General features: G+C 73.4%; 18 protein-coding genes. 12 read left to right on the forward strand and 6 right to left on the reverse strand.

The annotated features are described in order from the left end of the window. Position 1 precedes the first annotated feature (1 nt). Positions 2 to 1,120, reverse strand: a complete 1,119-nt coding sequence (locus C5N14_RS02545; protein ID WP_117665176.1) for an LCP family protein — start codon at positions 1,118 to 1,120, stop codon at positions 2 to 4. A 138-nt stretch (positions 1,121 to 1,258) separates the two neighbouring features. On the opposite strand from C5N14_RS02545, the gene C5N14_RS02550 reads away from it, so the two are divergent. Continuing rightward, positions 1,259 to 2,956 (forward strand): FAD-dependent oxidoreductase, encoded by a 1,698-nt coding sequence (locus C5N14_RS02550; protein ID WP_117665177.1) that lies wholly within the window; start codon positions 1,259 to 1,261, stop codon positions 2,954 to 2,956. Positions 2,957 to 3,076: 120 nt separating this feature from the next. Then, positions 3,077 to 4,633 carry a glutamine-hydrolyzing GMP synthase gene (guaA, locus tag C5N14_RS02555; protein ID WP_117665178.1) on the forward strand — a complete coding sequence of 519 codons (1,557 nt, stop codon included), beginning with the start codon at positions 3,077 to 3,079 and terminating at the stop codon, positions 4,631 to 4,633. A gap of 7 nt (positions 4,634 to 4,640) precedes the next feature. Here guaA and C5N14_RS02560 read toward each other — a convergent pair whose 3' ends face one another. Further along, a complete protein-coding gene (locus C5N14_RS02560; RefSeq protein WP_117665201.1) occupies positions 4,641 to 5,003 on the reverse strand; it encodes a PspC domain-containing protein in 363 nt (120 codons plus the stop codon). Positions 5,004 to 5,147: 144 nt separating this feature from the next. Here C5N14_RS02560 and C5N14_RS02565 point away from each other — a divergent pair, with 144 nt between their 5' ends. The 3 genes from C5N14_RS02565 (at position 5,148) to C5N14_RS02575 (ending at position 8,399) form a co-directional block, all read left to right on the forward strand. Beyond that, positions 5,148 to 6,095 carry an NUDIX hydrolase gene (locus tag C5N14_RS02565; protein ID WP_117665179.1) on the forward strand — a complete coding sequence of 316 codons (948 nt, stop codon included), beginning with the start codon at positions 5,148 to 5,150 and terminating at the stop codon, positions 6,093 to 6,095. 132 nt (positions 6,096 to 6,227) lie between these two features. Continuing rightward, a complete protein-coding gene (locus tag C5N14_RS02570; RefSeq protein WP_117665180.1) occupies positions 6,228 to 7,133 on the forward strand; it encodes an NUDIX hydrolase in 906 nt (301 codons plus the stop codon). A 345-nt stretch (positions 7,134 to 7,478) separates the two neighbouring features. After that, positions 7,479 to 8,399: a phosphatidylcholine/phosphatidylserine synthase gene (locus tag C5N14_RS02575; RefSeq protein ID WP_117665181.1), complete on the forward strand. Its 921-nt coding sequence runs from the start codon at positions 7,479 to 7,481 to the stop codon at positions 8,397 to 8,399. Between the two features lie 60 nt (positions 8,400 to 8,459). On the opposite strand, the gene C5N14_RS02580 is transcribed toward C5N14_RS02575, so the two are convergent. From C5N14_RS02580 to C5N14_RS02595, 3 genes are all read right to left on the reverse strand, one after another. Beyond that, complete coding sequence (locus C5N14_RS02580) at positions 8,460 to 9,713, reverse strand: phosphatidylserine decarboxylase (RefSeq protein WP_117665202.1); 1,254 nt, start codon at positions 9,711 to 9,713, stop codon at positions 8,460 to 8,462. A gap of 394 nt (positions 9,714 to 10,107) precedes the next feature. Then, positions 10,108 to 10,752, reverse strand: a complete 645-nt coding sequence (locus C5N14_RS34065; protein WP_371685787.1) for a hypothetical protein — start codon at positions 10,750 to 10,752, stop codon at positions 10,108 to 10,110. Then, positions 10,749 to 12,617, reverse strand: coding sequence for a PspC domain-containing protein (locus tag C5N14_RS02595; RefSeq protein ID WP_117665182.1), 1,869 nt, complete (start codon positions 12,615 to 12,617; stop codon positions 10,749 to 10,751). Before C5N14_RS02595 ends, C5N14_RS34065 begins: the two co-directional genes overlap by 4 nt. Before the next feature lie 192 nt (positions 12,618 to 12,809). On the opposite strand from C5N14_RS02595, the gene C5N14_RS02600 reads away from it, so the two are divergent. Continuing rightward, on the forward strand, positions 12,810 to 14,048 hold the full coding sequence (locus C5N14_RS02600; RefSeq protein WP_207892594.1) for an ATP-binding protein: 1,239 nt from the start codon (positions 12,810 to 12,812) through the stop codon (positions 14,046 to 14,048). A gap of 2 nt (positions 14,049 to 14,050) precedes the next feature. Beyond that, positions 14,051 to 14,731: a response regulator transcription factor gene (locus tag C5N14_RS02605; RefSeq protein WP_117665203.1), complete on the forward strand. Its 681-nt coding sequence runs from the start codon at positions 14,051 to 14,053 to the stop codon at positions 14,729 to 14,731. On the opposite strand, the gene C5N14_RS02610 is transcribed toward C5N14_RS02605, so the two are convergent. Continuing rightward, positions 14,620 to 15,486: a PIG-L deacetylase family protein gene (locus C5N14_RS02610; protein ID WP_207892595.1), complete on the reverse strand. Its 867-nt coding sequence runs from the start codon at positions 15,484 to 15,486 to the stop codon at positions 14,620 to 14,622. The genes C5N14_RS02605 and C5N14_RS02610 overlap by 112 nt on opposite strands. A gap of 434 nt (positions 15,487 to 15,920) precedes the next feature. Here C5N14_RS02610 and C5N14_RS02615 point away from each other — a divergent pair, with 434 nt between their 5' ends. The 5 genes from C5N14_RS02615 to C5N14_RS02635 all read left to right on the forward strand — a co-directional run. Next, entirely contained in the window at positions 15,921 to 17,564 is a 1,644-nt protein-coding gene (locus C5N14_RS02615) for an ABC transporter substrate-binding protein (protein ID WP_117665184.1), read from the forward strand. A gap of 151 nt (positions 17,565 to 17,715) precedes the next feature. After that, the gene (locus tag C5N14_RS02620; RefSeq protein ID WP_117665185.1) at positions 17,716 to 18,642 is read left to right on the forward strand and encodes an ABC transporter permease; all 927 of its coding nucleotides are present in this window, start codon (positions 17,716 to 17,718) and stop codon (positions 18,640 to 18,642) included. 75 nt (positions 18,643 to 18,717) lie between these two features. Next, positions 18,718 to 19,701, forward strand: coding sequence for an ABC transporter permease (locus C5N14_RS02625; protein ID WP_117665186.1), 984 nt, complete (start codon positions 18,718 to 18,720; stop codon positions 19,699 to 19,701). Positions 19,702 to 19,727: 26 nt separating this feature from the next. Further along, a complete protein-coding gene (locus tag C5N14_RS02630; protein WP_117665187.1) occupies positions 19,728 to 20,756 on the forward strand; it encodes an ABC transporter ATP-binding protein in 1,029 nt (342 codons plus the stop codon). Continuing rightward, the coding region (locus C5N14_RS02635; protein WP_117665188.1) for an ATP-binding cassette domain-containing protein at positions 20,749 to 21,199 on the forward strand (451 nt) is incomplete at its 3' end. The genes C5N14_RS02630 and C5N14_RS02635, both read left to right, overlap by 8 nt.

Genomic DNA, 21,199 nt, shown 5'->3' on the forward strand with positions numbered 1-21,199 from the left:
GTCACCTCTTCACCACCAGCTCGGGGTGGGCGGCCAGGTACTGCTCGACCCGGCCCGCCTTCAGCTCGGTGAGGAACTTCCGGCCGACCGGCTTGAGCTGCTCACCGCGGTAGGAGCTGCCCTTGCCCACCCCCTCGCCGGGCAACCCGACCAGGACGAGCCGGTCGGCGGGCAGCCCGCCGAGGGCGTACGCGAGGTCGACGATCCGCGGCCCGCCCGCGTAGATCAGGGTGTCGCCGAGCGCGCCGACGACCTGCTCGACCCGGTCGGGCTGCCGGGGCAGGCCCTCGTTCTGGAGCTTCGTCACCAGCGCCCGGACGAGCTGCTGCTGGTGGCGCTGCCGGGCGTAGTCCCCGCCGTCCAGTCCGTAGCGCTGCCGGGCGTAGTCCAGTGCCTGCCAGCCGTTCAGGTGCCGGTCGCCCTTCTCGTAGACCATCTGCGGGCCGACGTAGCCGCCGCCGCCCGGCGCCGGCTCGCGGTGCCGGCCGTCGGGCCGCCGGTGCAGCGAGACGGTGCGCTGGTCGATGTAGACGTCGATGCCGCCGACGGCGTTCACCAGCTTCTCGAAGCCCTGGAAGGTGACCACCGCCCCGGCGTCGAAGCGCAGCCCGGTGTACCCGCTGACGGTGCTGCGCAGCAGCTCGTACCCCTGGGCGGCGCTCGGCTGCTTCGGCTTGCCGGGCACCCGGCTGCCGTAGCTCATCGCGTGGGTGAGCTTGGTCTTCCCGCCCTCGTACCCCGCCTTCGGGAAGGCCGGGATGTCGACCAGCAGGTCGCGGGGGAGTGAGAAGACGTACGCCCGGTCCAGCTCCCTCGTGACGTGCGCCACCAGCACCGCGTCGCCGTGCGGCTCCCAGCCGGGCACGCTGACCCGGGTGTCCACGCCGACCATCAGGAGGTTCAGCGGCCCGGTCACGTCGGCCCCCGGCGGCGGGGTCGGGGTCGGCGTGGCCGCCGGCGGCGTGGGCGCGGCGGTGACCCGCCCCGCCCCGCGCTCGGGCTGCCGGTCGGCGACCAGCCGGACGGCCACCGTCGCGCCGGCCGCCACCAGGACCAGGGCCGCGAGGACGGCCAGTCCCAGCCGCCACCGCCGACGTCCGGTACCCGCCTGTCCGGCCATGTCCCACCCCCGTTCGTACAACGCTCCGACCGAGTCGCCGGGTTGCGGCCGCTGAGCGACGGATCGACGGCGGCGGGGTGCATGATGCCGCGAAAACGGGCTCTGGCGCGATAGCTACCCGTCGGTAATGATGCGTCCATGCGGTACGACGTGCTCGTCGTCGGGTCCGGCTTCGGTGGCAGCGTCACCGCGCTCCGGCTGGCTGAGAAGGGCTACTCGGTCGGCGTGCTGGAGGCCGGGCGGCGCTTCACCGACGACGAGTTCCCGGAGACCTCGTGGCGGCTGCGCCGGTTCCTCTGGGCCCCGGGGCTCGGCTGCTACGGCCTGCAACGGATCACCCTGCTCCGGTCCGCCGACCGCCGGGCCGGCGGCGGGGTGCTGGTGCTGTCCGGGGCCGGGGTGGGCGGCGGCTCGCTGGTCTACGCGAACACCCTCTACGAGCCCCTCGACGCGTTCTACACCGATCCGCAGTGGCGGGACATCACCGACTGGCGCGCCGAGCTGGCCCGCCACTACGACCAGGCGAAGCGGATGCTCGGCGTCACCACGTACCCGGTGCAGACCCGGGCGGACCGGGCGATGCGGGCGGTGGCCGACCGGATGGGCGTCGGCCACACCCACCACCCCACCCCCGTCGGGGTGCACATCGGCCGGCCGGGGGAGCGGGTCGCCGACCCGTACTTCGGCGGGGCCGGCCCGGAGCGCGCCGGCTGCACACACTGCGGGTCGTGCATGACCGGCTGCCGGCACGGGGCGAAGAACACCCTGGTCAAGAACTACCTGTGGCTGGCCGAACGGCTCGGCGCGCAGGTGCACCCGCTGACCACGGTCACCGCCGTCCGCCCGGCCGACGGCGGCGGCTACCGGGTGCAGACCGTCCGCACCGGGGCCTGGCCGCGCCGGCGCCGCCAGGTGTTCCACGCCGACCAGGTGGTCCTCGCCGCCGGCGCGCTCGGCACCCAGCGGTTGCTGCACGAGATGAAGGCCACCGGGGCGCTGCCCGCCCTGTCGCCCCGCCTCGGCGAGCTGACCCGGACGAACTCCGAGGCGATCCTCGGCGCGTCGGTGCCCCCCGCCCGGGCCCGCGCCGAGGGGCTGGACTTCACCGAGGGGGTGGCGATCACCAGCTCGTTCCACCCCGACCCGCAGACCCACATCGAGCCGGTCCGCTACGGGCGCGGCTCCAACGCGATGGGGCTGCTCCAGTCGCTGCTGGTCGACGGCGGCCCGCACCGGGTCCGGCGCTGGGTGGCCACCCTGCTGCGGCAGCCCGGGACCGCCGCCCGGATGCTCACCGTCCGCAACTGGTCGGAACGGACGGTCATCGCGCTGGTCATGCAGTCCGCCGACAACTCGCTGACCATCCGCTGGCGGCGCGGCCTGTTCGGCCGGCGGCTGGCCGCCGGCCCCGGCCACGGCGAGCCCAGCCCGACCTGGATCCCGGCCGGCAACGCCGCCGCCCGGTTGCTCGCCGAGGAGATCGGCGGTACGCCGGGCGGGTCGCTCACCGAGCCGTTCGACATCCCGATGACCGCGCACCTCCTCGGCGGGGCGGTGATCGGCGTCACCCCGGCCGAGGGGGTGATCGACCCGTACCACCGGGTGCACGGGCACGCCGGGCTGCACGTGGTGGACGGCGCGGCCGTCTCGGCGAACCTCGGGGTGAACCCCTCGCTGACCATCACCGCCCAGGCGGAACGGGCGATGTCCCTCTGGCCCAACAAGGGGGAATCCGACCCGCGCCCGCCGCTCGGGGAGCCGTACCGGCGCCTCGACCCGGTGCCGCCGGCCCACCCGGCCGTCCCGGCGGACGCCCCCGGTGCCCTGCGGGCGTGAGCGGAAGGGCGCCTTCTCGACGCCTCCGGCAGGGAATGGCTCCCCTCCCCCCGGAACATCCGCGCGGGAAGGGCCGGCCGCTGCCCGGGGCGGGCGTGACTGTCGGTAGGCTTCCTGCACATGAGCACGCCTCGTCCCGTCCTCGTGGTGGACTTCGGAGCCCAGTACGCCCAGCTCATCGCGCGCCGGGTGCGCGAGGCGAAGGTCTACTCGGAGATCGTGCCGCACTCGATGCCGGTGGCCGAGATGCTGGCGAAGAACCCGGCCGCGATCATCCTGTCCGGCGGCCCGGCCAGCGTCTACGCCCCCGACGCCCCGCAGATCGACGCCGGGGTGTTCGACGCCGGCGTCCCGGTGTTCGGCATCTGCTACGGCTTCCAGGCCATGGCCCAGGCGCTCGGCGGCACCGTGGCGCGCACCGGCAACCGCGAGTACGGCGGCACCCCGCTGCGCCCCCGCCTCCTCGAACCCGGTGTGCTGCTCCGCGACCTGCCGGCCGACCTGCCGGTCTGGATGAGCCACGGCGACTGCGTCACCGAGGCCCCGGACGGCTTCACGGTCACCGCCGAGTCGGCGGGCGCCCCGGTCGCCGCGTTCGAGGACCTGGCCGGCCGCCGGGCCGGGGTGCAGTTCCACCCGGAGGTCGGGCACACCGCGCACGGCCAGGAGATGCTCGCCCGGTTCCTGTACGACATCGCCGGCATCGAGCCCACCTGGACCCCCGCGAACATCATCGACGAGCAGGTCGCCCGGATCCGGGAGCAGGTGGGCGACAAGGAGGTCATCTGCGGCCTGTCCGGCGGGGTGGACTCCGCCGTCGCCGCCGCGCTGGTGCACAAGGCCGTCGGAGACCAGCTCACCTGCGTCTTCGTCGACCACGGCCTGCTGCGGGCCGGCGAGGCCGAGCAGGTGGAGAAGGACTACGTCGCCGCCACCGGCATCAAGCTCAAGGTCGTCGACGCGCAGGACCGGTTCCTCGGGGCCCTCGCGGGGGTGATCGACCCGGAGCAGAAGCGGAAGATCATCGGCCGGGAGTTCATCCGGGTCTTCGAGGCCGCCGCCCGGGAGATCGCCTCGCGCGGCGACGTCGAGTTCCTGGTGCAGGGCACCCTCTACCCGGACGTGGTGGAGTCCGGCGGCGGCACCGGCACCGCCAACATCAAGAGCCACCACAACGTCGGCGGCCTTCCGGAGGACCTGAAGTTCGCCCTGGTCGAGCCGCTGCGAACCCTGTTCAAGGACGAGGTCCGGACGCTCGGCCTGGAGCTGGGCCTGCCCGAGGCGATGGTCTGGCGGCACCCGTTCCCGGGCCCCGGCCTGGCCATCCGGATCATCGGCGCGGTCGACCGGGAGCGGCTCGACCTGCTGCGCCAGGCCGACCTGATCGCCCGCGAGGAGCTGACCGCCGCCGGCCTGGACCGGGGCGTCTGGCAGTTCCCGGTGGTGCTGCTGGCCGACGTGCGCAGCGTCGGGGTGCAGGGCGACGGGCGCAGCTACGGGCATCCCGTGGTGCTGCGCCCGGTCTCCAGCGAGGACGCGATGACCGCCGACTGGTCCCGGCTGCCCTACGAGGTGGTCGCCAGGATCTCCACCCGGATCACCAACGAGGTGGCCGAGGTGAACCGGGTGGTCCTGGACGTCACCAGCAAGCCGCCGGGCACCATCGAGTGGGAGTGACCCCGGCTCAGCCGGCAGCCGGCGGCACCGGCCCGTCCGGCGCCCGGGCCCCCTCGGGCGCGGTCGCCGGGGCCGGCGGCCAGGCCGGCTGCGGGCCGTACCCCGGGGTGGGCCACGGGCCGGGCGTCGCGGGGTGCGGCCAGGCCGGGGCGCCGGTCGGCTCCTCCGGCATCAGGAACCACATGATCGGGTACGCCAGCGCGGCGAGCCCGCCGGTGAGCACGGTCGCGGCGGCGAACACCACCCGGACGAGGGTGGGGTCGACGGCGAAGTAGCGGCCGAGGCCGCTGGCCACCCCGGCCACCATCCGGTCGGTGGCGGGGCGGCGGAGCTGCTTGTACGGGGCCTGGTGCGGCGGTGTCGAGGTCATGCCCCCACGGTCCGCGCCGGGGGGCGTGCCGACCTCGGTGACGGCCCGGATCATTACCCTGACCGGCCCCTGATGATCCAGTCGTCAGTCAGGAATCTGACTCTTTTCGATGCAGGTCACGCCGGCCGGGGAGAATTTCCCCCCGTGACCACCACGCTGGAGCCGCTCCGCAGGATCGCGGCATACGCAGTTTGTGCTGATTCAGTCGGCCGAGTGTTACTGGTCCGGGCATCGGAGCGCTCCGGCACCCCCGGCACGTGGTCCCTCCCCGGCGGGGCGGTCGACCACGGCGAGGACCCGAACCACACCGTCGTCCGGGAGACCGCCGCCGAGACCGGGCTCTCGGTCGCCGTCGCCGGGCTGGACGACGTGCTCGCGGACATGCGGGCCCTGCCCGAGCGGGGCATCACCATCCACACCGACCGGCTCATCTACCAGGTCTCGGTGCGGGGCGGCACGCTGACCGACCGGGTCGACCGGCCCACCGACCTGGCCCGCTGGTTCACCCTGACCGAGGCCCGCGAGCTGCCACTGCGCGCGTTCACCGCGCGCGCCCTCGGCCTGCCCGCCTGCTCGGCCGACGTGGTGCCCGACGAGCCGCCGGAGTTCCCCTCCTTCTACGCGGTCCCCGGCCCGGACGGGCTGCACCGGGCCCAGCGTTTCGCCGCGTACGCGGTGGCCACCGACCCCGAGGGCCGGGTGCTGCTGACCCGGGTCTCCGACGGGTACCCGGGGGCCGGCTGCTGGCACCTGCCCGGCGGCGGCACCGACTACGGCGAGCAGCCGGGCGCGGCGCTGATCCGGGAACTGGTCGAGGAGACCGGCCAGCGGGGCCGCCTCGTCGAGCTGCTCGGCGTGGCCAGCCACCGCGACGCCGCCTCGCTCGGCCCCGAGGGCTACCCGATCGACTGGCACGGCGTGCGGGCCTTCTACCGGGTGATGGTCGACCAGCCCGCCCCACCCACCGTGACGGACGTCGGCGGCTCCACCTGCGAGGCCCGCTGGTTCGCCCGCGAGGAACTCGGCGCCCTGCCCACCGACCGGCTCACCGAGGTCACGGCCGAGGCCGTCCAGGCCGCCCGGCTCACCTGACCGTCCGCCCCGTCCGGCCCCGTCCGCGTGGGCCCCGCCGCTCATCGGGTTGTCGCCCCGGCACGCCGTTACGGTAGGCGATAGCTTCATGATCGACCGGATACGCGATCCGGGGCGGGCGGGGAGGGGCGCATGGAACAGCGGCGACGGGTCGGGGCGTACGGGGTCTGCCGGGACCGGGACGGGCGGGTGCTGCTCGTGCGGGGGTCAGACCGGGCCGACTTCCCGGGGATGTGGCAGCTCCCCGGGGGCGGCCTGGAGCACGGGGAGCACCCCGAGGCCGGCGTGGTGCGGGAGTTCGCCGAGGAGACCGGGCTCGCCGCCGAGGTGACCGGCCTGCTCGCCGCTGTCGCGGACGTCACCCCGCTGCCCGACGCGGGCGTCACGCTGCACACCGACCGGATCGTCTTCGCCGTGCGGGCGGGCGGCGGCGCGCTCCGGGACGAGGCCGACGGCACCACCGACCTGGTCCGCTGGTCGAGCCCCGACGATGTGGCGGGGCTGCCGCTGCTGCCGTTCACCGCCGAGGCGCTCGGCCTGCCGGTCACCCCGCCCCGCCGGGTCGCGCGCGGCGCCGCGCCGTACCCGCCGCCGCCGGCCGACCGGCGGCAGCGCTTCGCGGCGTACGGCCTGGTCACCGACCCGGCCGGCCGGGTGCTGCTCACCATGATCGCGGACGGTTACCCGGGCGCCGGGCGGTGGCACCTGCCCGGCGGCGGCACCGACCACGGCGAGCAGCCGGCCGGCGGGCTGCTCCGCGAGCTGGTCGAGGAGGCCGGCCAGCTCGGCCGGGTCGTGGACCTGCTGATGGTGCACAACCTGCACAACCCCGCCGCGCTGGGACCTGAGGGCCGGCCGCTGGACTGGCACGGGGTGCGGGTGGTCTACCGGGTGATGGTCGACGAGCCGACCGAGGCGCGGGTCACCGAGCTGGCCGGGGGATCGACGGCCGCGGCGGCCTGGTTCCCGCCCGACCGGGTCGAAGGGCTGTCCATGACCGAGGTCGCGGCCCTGGCAACCGGACATCGGCTCGCATAGCGCCCGCCCGTCGGGCCGGCATCGACCGGCTCCGGTAGTCTGTGGGACGGGGTTGATGGAGGAACGGGCGGTGAAGCCCGAGACGGGAATGAAGAGGCGGTTCGCGCGGTTTGGTCGAGATATAAGTACCGCCGGCAGCTATCGCCAAGCCCCACTCCCCTGTGCAATGGTGTACTCCGCTTGAACGGCTGCCGGGCCAGAAGCGGTCCGGCACGAGACAGCCGGACGCCCGCCCCCGTGGCGGCCAGTCGATCCGGTGATGGAGGAAACGTGCCGAGAGCCCCCTGGCGCCGGCGTCGTACGACTGACAGTCCGCGCCCCGCAGGGCGTCGCTGGGCGGGCCGGTTGCGCCGTAGCAGCACGTTCGCCCGCCAGGTGCTGCTCGTCCGGGTGGGACGCCGCGACGGCGTCGCCGCCACGGGCGCCGACCTGGCCTCGCCCGAGCACCGCTACCTCGACCGGCAACGCCGCCGGTACGGCCTCGACCGGTACGAGCGCACCGAGGTCCAGGCGGTCGTGCCGGTGAGCCCGGCCCTCGCCCCGAGCATCCCGGTCGACGACGCGGCGTCGATGGCGATCCCGCTGCTGCCGGGCGAGCGGACGGCGGCCCGTCGGGCCAAGTTCGCGCTGGTCAACGCCTGCACCCTGGCCAGCCTGGTGCTCGGGATCAACGCCATCTTCGTGGCCATGCAGGGCGAGGTGCGGCTCGCCGCGCTCCTCCTGATCGCCTGTGTCGCGTTCGACGGGCTCGACGGCGCCCTCGCCCGCAAGCTCGGGGTGGCCAGCCCGTTCGGCGCCCAGATGGACTCGCTGGCCGACATGTGCTCGTTCGGCCTCGCCGCCCCGGTGGTGGTCTACGCCTCGCTGGCCGGCGCGGCCCCGCCCGCCGCCGCCGCGGTGGCCGCGGCGCTCGTCGCCGCCTGCGCGGCGATCCGGCTCGCCCGGTTCAACGTCTCGCCGAAGGACGGCCGCTTCTTCTGCGGCGTGCCGACCACGATGGCCGCGGCCGTGCTCGCCCTGACCGTCGCCATCGGGCTGCCGCTGCCCGGCCTGGTGCAGATCGCCGGCGTCGCGCTGCTGGCCTTCGCGATGGTCTCCAGCTTCCCGTACGCGAAGCTGGCCCGGCTGGTGAAGCTGCCGCCGTGGCTCTGGTTGGCCCCGGTGGTCGGCGCGCTCGTCGACATCCGGCTCACCTTCGCCCTGGTCGTGGTGGGCTACCTGGTCAGCGGCCCGCTGCTCTGGCTGCACCAGCGCCGCACCGCCTGACCGACGATTCACCCCGAAAGGGGCGCCGCTGTCCGCGGCGCCCCTTTCGTCGCGTTCGGGTCAGCGCCAGCGGGCGATGACCGTGGACCCGCCGATCACCTTGTCGCCCGGCCCGACCAGCGGGTCGGCCGCGTCGGCCCGCAGGTAGACGTCGGTCCGCGAGCCGAACCGGATCAGGCCGAAGCGCTCGCCCCGGGCCAGCAACGACCCGATCGGGGCGCGCTGCACGATCCGCCGGGCGATCAGCCCGGTGCGCTGGGCGACGACGACCGTGCCGTGCTCGGTGTCGAGCACCGTGTACGCCGCCACGTTGTGCTCGGCGTCCGGCTTCATCGCGTTGACGAAACCGCCGTCGGCGACGAAGTAGTCGACCACCTTGCCGGCCACCGGGGACCGGTTGACGTGCACGTCCAGCACCGAGAGGAAGACCGCGACCCGCAGCCACTCGCCGTCGCCGAAGCGCTCGTCGTGCAGCCGCTGCACCGAGAGCACCTGCCCGTCGGCGGCGGCCACGACGGCCGACGGGTCCTCGGGAACGTCCCGCTCCGGGTCCCGGAAGAACGCGGCCACCGGGGCGGCGGCCAGCGCCGGCAGCAGCCACAGCTTCGACTTCGGCCGGACGGCCCGGGTCAGCGCGGCGAGCCCGAGGGTGATCCCGGCCGCCGCCACGCCGTTGGAGTCGATGTGCATGCTCCGGGTCAGCGGCACGCTGGACGGCCGGTGGGCCGGGGCGAGCCGGGCCGCGACGGCCGCGCTGGCCGGGGTGAAGCGGAGCCGGTGCACCCGGACCGGCGGGGAGTTGCGCAGCACCAGATCTGTCCCGACGCCGTGCAGCGCGCTCTGCCGCTCCAACTCGGCGGCGGCGCCGGCGGTGCGCCCGGGGGCCGCTGGCGCGGCGAGGCTGAGCACCGCGCCGTCGGCGAGGTACTTGGCCAGGCCGTCGATGGTCGTGCGGGCCTCCTCGGCGGTGCCGGTGAGCGGCTCGGCGGCGATCACCACCTCGGCGGAGTCGGCCTCGGCGAGGGACTCCGCCACCCGTACCCGGTCGGCGACCCAGCGGCCCTGGGCCGTCACGTGCTCGCGCAGCGCGGCGGGCGCGGCCGTCGCGGCCGGCACCACGGTGAGGGAGTCGCCGGGCAGCAGGGCGTCGATCGCCGCGGCCAGCGCCGCGGAGTCCGGGGTCGCGCCGACCAGCAGGGCGGCCTTCGGGTCGTTGCGCCGGGCGAGCTCGGTGACGAGGGTCCGGGCGGCACGCTCGCCGATGCGGACCGGGCCGGGCCGGCCGGAGGTGCGCACGGCGGGGGACTGGGTCATGTCGGACGGGCTCCTGACGGGGTAGAGACGGAATCGCGGCGGGACCGCCACGGCGACCCGGTCGGGTCGGCCGCGGACCAGCCCGCGACCTGCCGGGCTCGGTCGCGGATCGACGCCCGACGACCTCGTGGCACGGTCCGGGTGACGCCCGGCGACCTGCCGGCCCGGCCGCGGGTCGACGCCCGGTGACCGGTCGGCGCGGTCGGGGGGTGACGCCCGCCGACCGGTCGGCTCGATCATGGGTGGCGCCCCGCGACCGGTCGGCGCGGTGAGGGGTGACGCCCGCGACCGGTCGGCGCGGTCGCGGACGGGGCCGCGGCCCGTGCCGGCCGGCGGAGGCGAGCTCTCCACCGGCCAGCATATGCGCCCGGCGCGGGCGACCGCACCGCTGTGGTCAGCCGTCCGCCCGCTGCGGCCCACGGCGCGGCGCGTCCGGCGCGGCCGGGTCCGTCGGGTCCGGCGTCGGGTCCGTCGGGTCCGGCGCCGGGTCCACGACGGTCGGGTCGGCCGTCAACCGGGGCAGCGGCTCGGTGACCCGCTCGGCGGCCGGGCCGGGCGGTGGCCCGCCGGCGGGGTCGGTGTCCAGCGGGTCCGTCGGCGACCAGCGGGCCGGCCCGCCGTCGCTGACCGGCCGGTCCTCGACCGCCTCAGGCCACCCGTCGGCGACCGCCGCGGTGGGCCACTCGTCGGCCGGGGCCGGCCCGGCCCCGGTGAGCGGTCCCCCGGTGCCCGGCCGGTCGCCGAAACCGGCGTCCACGGCGTCCGCCGGAGTTGGCCGGGCGGCGTCGTGCCGGTCGCCGGAGCCCGCGTCCACGGCGTTTGCCGGTGCCGGCCGGGCGGCGTCGTGCCGGTCCCCCCGGCCGGAGCGCAGCGCGCCGACCAGGCCCAGCGTGCCGACCAGGATCAGCCCGCCGGCCAGGAACCAGCCGACCGGCGGGAGGTCCAGGCCGAGTAGCTGGGCGAACAGCCACCAGGCGGCGAGGGCGACGAAGACGAGGCCGAAGACGAGCGAGACAAAGTCCGTACGGTGTGCCTTCACCGGGTCACCTCCAGGTTGCCGGCGTTGACGTGGACGTAGAGGCGGAGCCGCCCGCCCCCGGGACCGTCCGCGCCGAGGTCGGTGCTCTCCCGGAGCCGGCCGTCCAGCCCCCCGGAGCGGTTGCCGAAGATCGTGGCGTCCCCGGCGTTGACGTCGGCGATCGTGGTGACGTCGACGTTCGGCGGCACGACCACGGTCGCCTGCCCGAAGTTGACCGCGACGGTGACCTGGGTGTCGTGCTTGTCGAAGTCGATGCCGCGCAGGTCGAGCACGGCGTCGCCGAAGTTGTTCTCGTACCGGTCGGCCAGGTCACGACGGTCGGTGGGGGCCCAGGTGACGTCCCCGTCCACGCCCCGGATCCGGTCGTACGACTCGGTGACGGTGGCGATCCCGAGCGCCGCCACGGTGACCAGCCCGAGCGCGATCAGCCAGCGCGCCCGGCCGAACCAGGCGCCGACGAGCAGACCGAGCCCGACCGTTGCCAGGGCCGCCGCGAAGTACGCCGCCGCCCCCACGTGGATCACGTCCAGCAGGTCGAGCACGGCGACCACCCCGAGCGCCAGGAAGACCAGCGAGAAGGTCACGGCGCCCAGCGGGGAGCGTTCCCGGGGTGGCTTCGGGGGCTTGACCGGTCGGGGCGGCGGGGGGGCCGGCTGCGGGCCACCGGCGTACGGGCCCCTGGCGTACGGGCCGTGCGGGGCGAACGGCGGCCGGTAGCCGGCCGGCGGCCGGGGCGCGGCGACCGGCGGGTAGCCGGTCGTGGGCACGCCGACCGGGGGGAGGGAGCCGGTCGGCGTGTCCGCCGGTGGCCAGGCGGGAAGCCCGGTGGCCGGCCCGGCCGGGGCGGTCGCCCAGGCTGCGGCGGGCTGCCCGGGCGCGGGTGCCCCGGACCACTGCCCCGCGAACGGCGCCCCGGACGGCTGGCCGGGGACCGGGGGCCCGACCGGCGGCCTACCGGGGCCGGCGGGCGGGGTGAAGAGGCCGGGCGCGGGCCACGCGACCGGCGGCACCGGGCCCGGCGGGGTGGGGTTCGGTACGCCGGGCACCGGACCCCGGTCGGCCGGGGCGCCCCGGCCGAACGTGCCGCGCTCGCGGTTGAGCAGCAGCGCGCCGCCGACCAGGATGGCCGCGCCGAGCAGCACCGCCCGGAACGCGTCGGTGACGATGTACCCGAAGCTCACCGCCACCAGGATGCTCAGCACGATCACGGTGACGGGGGACATGCTGGACCGGCCCCGGCCCAGCATGGACTCGACCGGGGAGGCGGTGTCGCCCTCGCCCGGAATGATCAGCCAGGCCGTGACGTACACCAGGATGCCGATGCCGCCGAAGAAGCCGAGCACGGCCAGCAGCACCCGCCACAGCACCGGGTCGGTGTTGGTGGCTCGGCCGATCGCCGCGCAGACGCCGGCCAGGTAGCGGCCCTCGCGGGGCCGGACCAGCCCGTACCGGGAGGTGAAGCCGGCCCCCTCGGGCGGCGGGGGCGGCGGGGCCGCGTACCCCCCGGGGGGTGGTGGCGGTGGTGGGGCGCCCGGGCCGTCGGACCCGGGGGTCCCCCCGGCCGGCGGCGGCCCGGCGGCGCCGGGTGGGGGAGACCAGGCCGGGTCGGGCCCGGCGGTCGGCGGCGGCCAGCCGCCCGGCGCGGACGCTTCCGGGCCGGCGGCGCTGGCCGTGCCCGGTCCCGCGGGGGCTCCGGACGCGGCGGCGGCCGGTGTCGCGGGGGAGCCGGTCGCACCCGGCGTCGCCGGCCCGAAGGCGGTCGGCGCCGTCCAACTGGCGGGCGTGGTGGGGGCCGGATCCGCCGGTGGCGGCCCGTCCGGTCGGGCCGCCCCGGGACGGGGCGACGGGGCAGCTTCCTCGGTCATGCTCCGATCCTGCTGCCCCAACCGGCCGGGTTGCCTCAGGACCCGACCCTGACCCCACCCTGAGATCCGGCCGGCCCGGATGTCGGGGGCGTCCCCGTGGCCCGTTGGGGCCCCGGCGTGTGACGATCGAGACCGGCGCGCCGCTCCGGCGCCCGCCCGTCGCCCCTGAACAGGGAGTATCCGATCAGCGCCGTGACCCAGCCGCCCCGCCTCTACCGGGCGCCCGAGCACCGGATGGCCGCCGGTGTGGCCGCTGGCATCGCCGACCATCTCGGCATCTCGGTGGTGCGGGTGCGGATCGCCTTCACGGTGCTGCTCGGCCTCAGCGGGCTCGGGCTGCTGCTCTACGCCGCCTTCTGGGCGGTCGTCCCGCTGCGGCCGGGCGACACCGCCGTCCCGCCCCGGCGGGACATCGGGCAGTTGCTGCCGTTCGTGGCGATCGGGCTCGGGGTGCTGCTGGTGCAGGTGATGGTCTTCGACTCCGTCGGCGCGGCGGGCACCGCCGGCTGGCTGGTCGCGATCATCGCGGTGGGCGCCGGGGTGATCTGGCACCAGGCCGCGCCCGAGCGCCGCCGGCAGTGGGGCGAGTCGATGCCGGTGCCCTGGCTGGGAGCGGTGGTGGAGGAGAGCGACCGGCGGGCCTTCGTGCTGCGGTTCATCGGCGGCGGGGTGCTGGTCGCGGTGGGCATCATCGGCGTCGTGGCGGTCTACTCGCCGGCGCAGAACTTCGACGCGGTGCTCAACGGCGTCATCTTCGCGCTGGTCGGGCTGGCCGGCGTGGGGGTGGTGGCGGCCCCGGTGCTCTGGCGGACGTACAACCAGCTCCGCTCGGAGCGCGAGGGGCGCATCCGCGAGCAGGAACGGGCGGAACTGGCCGCCATGGTGCACGACCAGGTGCTGCACACCCTCGCGCTGATCCAGCGCAACGCCGCCGACGTGACGACCGTGCAGCGGCTGGCGCGCGGCCAGGAGCGCTCGCTGCGCAACTGGCTCTACAAGCCGACCGCCTCGCCCACCGAACGGTTCGCGGCGGCCCTGGAGCAGGCGGCGGCCGAGGTCGAGGACACCTTCGCGATCACCGTGGAGGCGGTGGTGGTGGGCGACCGGGACACCGACGAGCGGGTCGGTGCCCTGGTCGCGGCGGCCCGGGAGGCGCTGGTGAACGCGGCCCGGCACGCCGGGGTGCGGACCGTCTCGCTGTACGCGGAGGTGGAGCCGGACCAGGTGAGCGTCTTCGTCCGGGACCGGGGCAAGGGCTTCGACCCGGATACCGTGGGAGACCACCGGCACGGGGTCCGGGGCTCGATCGTCGGACGGATGAGGCGGCACGGCGGCCGGGCGGAGATCCGCTCCGAGCCGGGTGAGGGGACCGAGGTCCGGTTGATCCTGCCGATCTCCCGCGACCAGTCCACGGCGGAAAGGGACAGATGACCATGGCCGAGCACGGGCCGGTCGAGGGGGCGCAGGAGCGCCCCGAGCGGCTGCGCGTCTTCCTCGTCGACGACCACGCCATGTTCCGCGCGGGGGTCCGCGCCGAACTGGGTGCCCACGTCGAGGTGGTGGGCGAGGCCAGCACGGTGGCCGAGGCGGTCGCCCGGATCGCCGCCACCGGTCCCGACGTGGTGCTGCTGGACGTGCACATGCCCGACGGCGGCGGCCGGGCGGTGCTGGAGGCGATGCGCCGGACCCACCCGCAGGTGCGGTTCCTGGCGCTGAGCGTCTCCGACGCGGCGGAGGACGTGATCGGCCTGATCCGGGCCGGGGCCCGGGGCTACGTCACCAAGACCATCTCCCCGGACGAGCTGGCCGCGGCGGTGCGCCGGGTGGCCGACGGGGACGCCGTGTTCAGCCCCCGGCTGGCCGGATTCGTGCTGGACGCCTTCGCCGCCCGGCCGGACGCCCCGGTGGCCGACCCGGAGCTGGACCAGCTCACCAACCGGGAGCGCGAGGTGCTCCGGCTGCTCGCCCGGGGGTACGCGTACAAGGAGATCGCCAAGGAGCTCTACATCTCGATCAAGACGGTCGAGACGCACGTGTCGAACGTGCTGCGCAAGCTCCAGATGTCCAACCGGTACGAGCTGTCCCGCTGGGCGGCGGACCGCCGCCTGGTGTGACGCCGGCCGGGGCGGGCCCGGTCACTCCGTCCGCAGGACGGTGAACGCCTCCGCCAGCCGGCCCGGCGGCAGCCCGGCGTTGTCCGCGACCGTGCCGAGCCGGTCCCGGACCCAGGTCTCCACGTCCAGGTGGGCGGTCTGCGAGCGGTGTGCGCGCATCGCGGCGACCTTGTGGTCGTACCGGTCGGTGACGTCACCACGTGGTCCGGGGCGGGACCGCCGGCGTACCAGACCTCGCGGACCACCCACGGCTCCAGCCCGGCGGCGAGCAGCTCGGGGTATGCGAACCGGTTGCGCGCGTCCGGGTAGATCGCGCAGGTGGTGGCCTCGCCGACGGCCAGGTGGTCGGGGTGGCTCGGGCCGGCCAGGTGCTCCCAGCGGCGCAGCGGGGAACTGGTCAGCACCCGGTCCGGCCGGAACCGGCGGATCGCCGCGGTGATGTCCCGGCGAAGCGCGATCGTCGGGGTGAGGGTGCCGTCGACGTACCCGTCGAGGAACTCGACCCGGTGCACGCCGACGGCCGCGGCGGCGGCGCGCTGCTCCTCCTCGCGCAGCCGGGGCAGCTCCGCACGGGGCGTGTCGTCGAACCCGCCGGCATCACCCGGGGTGACAATGAGGTACGCCACGTCCACCCCCTCGTCCACCCAGCCGGCTATGCTGCCCGCACAGCCGAAGTCGACATCGTCCGGATGGGCAAATACGGCCAGCGCACGGTGGATGTCGGCGAGCGCCGGAGCCGAGGCGGGGAAGCTCACAGAGCCGAGCCTACGCGCCGACCAGGGCGAGGAGAGCCGACCGCGTTATGCCTGGTCAGAGCCATGTTGTCGGGTCATATCATGATCTTTTCTCAAGTATCGGCAACACTGCGACCAACTAACGGCTTGATAACGGCACCTTCACGTAACGGGCCGGTAGGTGTCACAGTTGCAGCACCTCACCCCCGGCGTGAGGCGCCCACGTACGGGACCGCGACCACGGAAGCCGCTGAGCAGTCACGGTTCGTGGTCGTCCAGCCCTGCGCGGAGCCGAGCCCGGTGCGGTGCGGTGGCCCGGCGGATCGGTACATCAGGGGTGTCCCGATTTCTCTGCGGTAGACCGGCGGTCAGTGGTTGCGATCGTCGGCGGTGTCACCCCCATGCGTGCGTGAAACTCACGACGGAACCAGGTTAGAAAGAGGAGGCCCCTCGGAATGAGAGTCTCGAAGCGGGCGAGTGGCGCGATCGCGTTGGGTGCGGCTTTCGCACTCGTCGCGTCCGGCTGCTCCAGCAGCAGCGACGACGGCGGCGACGCCGGCAACAGCGCGGACGGCGCCATCACGATCGACGGTGGCGAGCCGGAGAACCCGCTGGTCCCGTCGAACACCACCGAGACCAACGGTGGCAAGATCATCGACTGGATGTGGACCGGCCTGGTCGAGTACCCCAACGATGGCAGCGCCCCGCGGAACGCCCTGGCCGAGTCGATCGAGACGACCGACTCCAAGGTCTACAAGATCAAGATCAAGCAGGACACGAAGTTCCACGACGGCACCGTCGTCAAGGCCAAGAACTTCGTGGACGCCTGGAACTGGGGCGCCTACTCGCCGAACGGCGCGCAGAACTCCAGCTTCTTCGCGGACATCCAGGGTTTCGAGGACGTCAACACCGCCGACCCGGACGGCGCGGACGGCCCGCAGAAGGCCCCGGAGCCGAAGGCCAAGGAGATGTCCGGCCTGAAGGTCGTCGACGACTGGAACTTCGAGGTCACGCTCGCCGCGCCGACCGCCGTGTTCCCGACCAAGCTCGGCTACAGCACCTTCATGCCGCTGCCGGACGCGTTCTTCGCGGGCAGCGCGGAGGACTTCGGCAAGAAGCCGATCGGTAACGGCCCGGTCAAGTTCGTGTCGTGGGAGAACAACGTCTCCATCAAGCTGACTCGTTTCGACGACTACCAGCTGCGCGACAAGATGAAGATCAAGGACGTCAACCTCAAGATCTCGCAGGACGACAACGCGGTCTACAGCGACCTGGTCTCCGGCAACATCGACTTCCAGCAGCAGGTTCCGGTCTCCGCTCTCGCGGGCGACAAGTGGAAGACCGACCTCGGCGAGCGGGCCATCTCGTCGGTCACCCCGGTCACCGGCATCATCGCCTTCCCGATCTACGACAAGCGCTTCGCCGACCCGAAGCTGCGTCGCGCCGTCTCCCTGTCGATCAACCGGCAGGAGGTCACCGACAAGATCTTCTTCGGCAACCGCAAGCCGGCCGACAGCTGGGCCAACCCGCTGGCCCCGGGCGCTGCGCCGGGTAACTGCACCGCCTGCCAGTTCAACGTGGACGAGGCCAAGAAGCTCCTCGCCGAGGCCGGTGGCTTCAGCGGCGAGATGGTCTTCTACTACAACGCGGACGCCAGCCACAAGGAGTGGATGGAGGCCGTCGCGCAGCAGGTCAAGACCAACCTCGGCATCAACGCCCGCGCCGAGGGTGTGCCGACCTTCGCGGTGTTCCGGCAGAACATCAACGCCCACAAGATGAAGGGCCCGTACCGCGCCGGCTGGCAGCAGGACTACCCGGACGTGGAGAACTGGGTCAACCCGCTCTACGTGACCGGCGGCTCGTCCAACGACGGCCTGTACAGCAACAAGCAGGTCGACGCCCTGGCCAAGGAGGCCAGCGCCGCGCCGAGCCTGGACGCCTCGCACGCCAAGTTCGCCGAGGCCGTCAAGCTGATCGACCAGGACGCCCCGTCGATCCCGGTCTACTTCGCTGGCCAGCAGTCCGGCCGCTCCGACAAGATCAAGAAGATGGAGCTGACCAACGTCGGCGAACTCGACGTCACCTCGGTCGAGCTCTGATCCGAACGGTCTGACACCCCGGGTCGGGCTCACCTACCGGTGGGCCCGACCCGGGTCCGTTCCGCGAGGGGTGTACAACATCCCTCGCCACGTTGACGCCATCCGTGTCGGCCGCCCCGCCCGACGCGCCCCCTGTCAGGAGGACCACCCCATGGGCCGTTATCTGTTGAGACGGCTACTGCAACTCGTCCCGGTCTTCATCGGTACGACGTTCCTGATCTACTGGCTCGTCTGGTCGGTGCCGGGCGACCCGTTCGCCGGCAAGTGCGGCGACCGCCGGTGTCCGGACACGTACATCAACTTCATGACCGAGAAGTACCAGCTCGACGAGTCGATCTGGGTGCAGTACGCCACCTACATGAAGAACCTGTTCCAGGGGGACTTCGGCCTCACGTACAACAGCCGCGACGTCGGCGACATCATCGCCGCCGCGTATCCGAACACTCTGAAGCTCGCCCTGGTGGCCCTGGCGATCGAGGCGATCATCGGTCTGGGCGCCGGCGTCCTGACCGGCCTTCGGCGCAACGGCTTCCTCGACAACCTGGTGCTCGTCTCCACCCTCTTCCTGATCGCGTTGCCGGTGTTCGTCATCGGCTTCGTGCTCCAGTGGCTGCTGGGCGTGAAGTGGGGCATCATCCACCCGACCGTCTCCAGCGAGATGCGGCTGTCGGAGTTGCTCCTACCGGGCTTCGTCCTGGGTAGCGCGTCCATGGCGTACGTCGCCCGGGTCGCACGCACGAGCATCGCGGAGAACCGCCGCGCCGACTACGTCCGCACCGCCATCGCCAAGGGCCTGCCGATGCGTCGGGTCGTCGGCGTGCACCTGCTGCGTAACTCGCTGATCCCGGTGGTCACCCTCCTCGGCACCGACCTCGGCGCGCTCATGGGCGGCGCCATCGTCACCGAGGGCATCTTCGGCATCAACGGCATCGGCCGCGCGGTGTTCCGGGCGATCGTCACCAAGGAGAGCGCTACCGTGGTCTCCATTGTGGTGGTTCTCGTGCTCGTCTACCTCCTGATGAACCTGCTGGTGGATCTGCTCTACGCCGCCCTGGACCCGAGGATCCGCTATGAGTGAGCAGCGTGGCGAACGAATTTTGAACGCAGTGTGCCGTGACCACCGTCCCGGCACCCAGCGCAGCGAGGTGGCGGCATGAGTGACCCCAGTACCGCGTCCATCGTCTCGACCCCGTCGGCGACCATGCCCACCGAGGCCGGGTCCGGCGCCCCCGTGAACGCCGGCCTGCCGGAGAACGCCCGCAAGGAGAAGCCGCGCGGCCTCCTCGGCGACGCCTGGCGTGACCTGCGCCGCAAGCCGCTGTTCTGGATCTCGGCGACGTTCATCCTGATCTTCGTGCTGATGGCGGCCTTCCCGTCGCTGTTCACCAGCGGCGACGCGGTCAACGGCGCGTTGGCGAACAGCCAGGTCAAGCCGTCAGCCGACGCCTGGTTCGGGTACGACGTGCAGGGCCGGGACGTCTTCGCCCGGGTCATCTACGGCGCCCGCGCCTCGATCGTGGTCGCGTTGATCTCCACCATCGGCACGCTGTTGATCGGCGGTGCGATCGGCATCATCGCCGGCTACCGCGGCGGCTGGGTGGACGCCCTGCTCTCCCGCTTCGCCGACATCTTCTTCGGCCTGCCGTTCGTGCTCGGCGCGATCGTCATCCTGACCACCTTCAACGGGGCGGGGGCGAGCAACAACGAGTGGCAGATCATGGGGCTGGTCATCATGTCCCTGGTCGTGCTGAGCTGGCCGGTCGTGATGCGGCTGATGCGTTCCTCGGTGCTGGCCACCAGGGAGGCCGACTACATCGTGGCGGCCCGGGCGCTGGGGGCCGGCACCGGCCGGATCATCCTCAAGCACCTGCTGCCGAACTGCCTCGCCCCGCTGCTGGTCTACGGCACCATCATGGTTGGCTCGTTCATCGGCGCGGAGGCCACGCTCTCGTTCCTGGGCATCGGACTGAGGACCCCGGTGGTGTCGTGGGGCATCATGATCAGCGAAGCGCAGAACTACATCCGGGTCTCGCCCTTCCTGCTCTTCTTCCCCTCCGCGTTCCTCGTCACCGCCGTCCTCAGCTTCGTGATGCTCGGTGAGGCGGTCCGCGAGGCCCTCGATCCGAAACTGCGCTAGGGGAGATTGAGTTGTCCGACATTCTCGTGACCGAGCAGTCCCAGCCGGGCGCCGACGGATCCGGCCGCCCCTCGGGTCGCCTCCTGGAGGTCGACGACCTGCGGGTGGAGTTCCGCACCCGGGACGGCGTCGCCAAGGTCATCAACGGGGTCACCTACCACGTCGACGCGGGGGAGACCCTCGCCGTGCTCGGCGAGTCCGGCTCTGGCAAGAGCGTCACCGCGCAGGCCGTCATGGGCATCCTCGACACGCCGCCCGGCTTCGTCACCGGGGGCCAGGTCCGCTTCCACGGCAAGGACATGCTCACCATGTCCACCGAGGAGCGCCGCCGCATCCGCGGTGAGGGCATCGCGATGATCTTCCAGGACGCGCTCTCCGCGCTGAACCCGGTCTTCACCGTCGGGTTCCAGATCGCCGAGCAGTTCCGGATCCGGCGGGGCATCGGCCGCGCCGAGGCCAAGAAGCGTGCCATCGAGATGCTCGACCAGGTCAAGATCCCGAACGCCAAGGGCCGGTTCAGCAACTACCCGCACCAGTTCTCCGGCGGCATGCGGCAGCGCGCGATGATCGCGATGTCGCTGGCGCTCGACCCGGAGGTGCTGATCGCGGACGAGCCGACCACCGCGCTCGACGTGACCGTGCAGGCCCAGATCATGGACCTGCTCGCCGAGCTTCAGCGCGAGCGGCAGATGGGCCTGATCCTGATCACCCACGACCTCGGCGTGGTCGCCGACGTCGCGGACCGGATCGCGGTCATGTACGCCGGCCGGATCGTCGAGGAAGCCGATGTGTACGAGCTGTACGGCAAGCCGGCGCACCCGTACACGCTCGGCCTCCTCGACTCGATCCCGCGGATGGACGAGAAGGGGCAGCAGCTCCGCACCATCAAGGGCCTGCCGCCGAACCTGATGAACATCCCGCCGGGCTGCCCGTTCAACCCGCGCTGCCCCATGGCGCAGCCGGTCTGCCGGGAGAAGCTCCCGCCGCTGCTGCAGATCGGCAGCGGTCGGGCCAGCGCGTGCCACTTCGCCGAGGAGCTGGTGAACCGTGACTGAGAACATCCTCGAGGTCCGTGACCTGGTCAAGCACTACCCCGTCACCCGCGGCGTGGTGTTCAAGAAGACCATCGGTCACGTCAAGGCCGTCGACGGGGTCTCGCTGGAGCTGAAGGCCGGCGAGACGCTGGGCGTGGTGGGCGAGTCCGGCTGCGGCAAGTCGACGCTGGCCCGGGTCCTGATGAACCTGGAGCGGCCGACCGCCGGCAGTGTGCTCTACAAGGGGCAGGACATCTCCAGGCTGTCCGGCGGCGCGCTGCGCCGGCTGCGCCGGCAGATCCAGCTGGTCATGCAGGACCCGTACACCTCGCTGAACCCGCGGATGACGGTCGGCGACCTGATCGGCGAGCCGTTCGAGATCCACCCCGAGGTGGCTCCGAAGGGCAGCCGGCGGGACAAGGTCAAGGAGCTGCTCGACCTGGTCGGGTTGAACCCGGAGCACA

This window comes from Micromonospora sp. MW-13 (assembly GCF_003434305.1).
In the GTDB taxonomy this organism is placed as follows: domain Bacteria; phylum Actinomycetota; class Actinomycetes; order Mycobacteriales; family Micromonosporaceae; genus Micromonospora.

What these genes read in the sequence shown, in the direction of transcription:
- C5N14_RS02545 (WP_117665176.1), bottom strand. Translation starts at nt 1,120, where the DNA reads ATGGCCGGACAGGCGGGTACCGGACGTCGGCGGTGGCGGCTGGGACTG.
- C5N14_RS02550 (WP_117665177.1), top strand. Translation starts at nt 1,259, where the DNA reads ATGCGGTACGACGTGCTCGTCGTCGGGTCCGGCTTCGGTGGCAGCGTC.
- guaA (WP_117665178.1), top strand. Translation starts at nt 3,077, where the DNA reads ATGAGCACGCCTCGTCCCGTCCTCGTGGTGGACTTCGGAGCCCAGTAC.
- C5N14_RS02560 (WP_117665201.1), bottom strand. Translation starts at nt 5,003, where the DNA reads ATGACCTCGACACCGCCGCACCAGGCCCCGTACAAGCAGCTCCGCCGC.
- C5N14_RS02570 (WP_117665180.1), top strand. Translation starts at nt 6,228, where the DNA reads ATGGAACAGCGGCGACGGGTCGGGGCGTACGGGGTCTGCCGGGACCGG.
- C5N14_RS02580 (WP_117665202.1), bottom strand. Translation starts at nt 9,713, where the DNA reads ATGACCCAGTCCCCCGCCGTGCGCACCTCCGGCCGGCCCGGCCCGGTC.
- C5N14_RS02595 (WP_117665182.1), bottom strand. Translation starts at nt 12,617, where the DNA reads ATGACCGAGGAAGCTGCCCCGTCGCCCCGTCCCGGGGCGGCCCGACCG.
- C5N14_RS02605 (WP_117665203.1), top strand. Translation starts at nt 14,051, where the DNA reads ATGGCCGAGCACGGGCCGGTCGAGGGGGCGCAGGAGCGCCCCGAGCGG.
- C5N14_RS02615 (WP_117665184.1), top strand. Translation starts at nt 15,921, where the DNA reads ATGAGAGTCTCGAAGCGGGCGAGTGGCGCGATCGCGTTGGGTGCGGCT.
- C5N14_RS02620 (WP_117665185.1), top strand. Translation starts at nt 17,716, where the DNA reads ATGGGCCGTTATCTGTTGAGACGGCTACTGCAACTCGTCCCGGTCTTC.
- C5N14_RS02625 (WP_117665186.1), top strand. Translation starts at nt 18,718, where the DNA reads ATGAGTGACCCCAGTACCGCGTCCATCGTCTCGACCCCGTCGGCGACC.